This is a genomic window from Bacillus sp. 05T31 (assembly GCF_056396725.1).
Window position 1 is genome coordinate 1 of record NZ_JBFTMA010000900.1, and the last position, 1,409, is coordinate 1,409.

General features: G+C 30.8%; 2 protein-coding genes. One reads left to right on the forward strand and one right to left on the reverse strand.

Annotation, left to right across the window (positions count from 1 at the left end; all coding sequences use genetic code 11):
• A partial coding sequence (locus AC1DJR_RS29700) for a GIY-YIG nuclease family protein (RefSeq protein WP_477004226.1) occupies positions 1 to 492 on the reverse strand: 492 nt, incomplete at its 3' end.
• Between the two features lie 388 nt (positions 493 to 880).
• Between AC1DJR_RS29700 and AC1DJR_RS29705 the strand changes: the two genes are divergently transcribed.
• Positions 881 to 1,303, forward strand: coding sequence for a hypothetical protein (locus tag AC1DJR_RS29705; RefSeq protein ID WP_477004227.1), 423 nt, complete (start codon positions 881 to 883; stop codon positions 1,301 to 1,303).
• Positions 1,304 to 1,409: the final 106 nt, after the last annotated feature.

Here is a 1,409-nt window from a genome sequence, read left to right on the forward strand (position 1 = left end):
GTGCAGTAACTTTTCTGTGATATCACCATTTTCACTGTATATAATATGAACAATTTTTATATCGAATGGTAGCTTAACCCCAAACTGCATAAGTCTTTGATCCAGTTTTTTAGTAGAGCCAATTTTAATAGCACCATATAATTTTTCCATTATTAGATATACAAACTTAGCGTTTGCATTTTCATGGAATGTCAAAGTACGTTCTCTAGCCGAAGCTGTTTCAATCTCTTTGATTAACTTATCTATGGATTTAAAATCGTCCTTAGGTACAATCTTGTTTTGCACCATTTTTATTTTGGAATAAATAACCTCTTCAGAATCATTATGCGCCCTTGACATTACAGTATATATAGAGTCTATCCATCCACTTGTTTTTTCAAATTTCTTTTTCTTATACCTTTTTGAGCGGTATTTATATGCTAAATATTTTAATTGTTCGTCAGATAAAGACCTTAATAATTCTTTTAATCTTATACATTTTTTGTTATCCATTTTTTCACCTCATTACTTACCCTCTCCTTAGTCAAACCATTTTATTAAAGATACTTATATCTATTTCCCACTAACAATTCCCCACTAACAATTCCCCTGTCTCATCAATAAGGATATTTAGTAAGTTAATTGTCTCATCAATACGCATATCGTATAATAATAATAAAAGGAGGTAGTTATAATCGAATTTTTAAAATCTAACATAATTCCAATCGCAGCATTTCTAATTTCTTTAGCGACTTTTTTTATTACATTTGCAAATTTCTGGAGAAACCGCGCCAAAATCGTATTCATTCAACCATATGGTGTTTCAGCCCACGTCATAAAGCCCGACAGAATTGACCTTGAAACACCTGATGTATATTGGCAGAGTGATTTTAGAGTCATCATGGATGTTATTATTACTAACAAAAGTGCTTTACCAATCTCTATAATCGAATTTAAATTAAATAATAGATTTAAATTCAATTCCTACAGTAAACCTGGCACCGAATATCCTGTTACTACAAAATCTGCAAAAGAAGTACATAATAATATAACTTTTTATGGTGGTGAAGAAAGAAAGCTTGAATTTCAAATAAGCGATAAATGGTTACAACCAATAATCGATATCCCTCCATACACTTCCTTAAGGGGACATTTATTCTTTCATGCTAACGATATCAACGATTTGAATATTGGTGAAAACACATTGGAAATAGTTACTTCTAGAAAAAACTTTTCTTTCCAAGTAAAGCCATTTAATAAATTAGATACTGTCATTCCACTACCTGATGAAGTCCAGAAGGTTCGAGAAGCAAACTTCTTTTAAGATCATCACGTAATTTATATTTCGGTTTTACCCAAAATCAAATTTGGGTATTTATCAAAATCTTCAATAACATGTAAAGTTTACGTAAAGATTGCTGCGATTCAGC

What these genes read in the sequence shown, in the direction of transcription:
- AC1DJR_RS29705 (WP_477004227.1), top strand. Translation starts at nt 881, where the DNA reads ATGGATGTTATTATTACTAACAAAAGTGCTTTACCAATCTCTATAATC.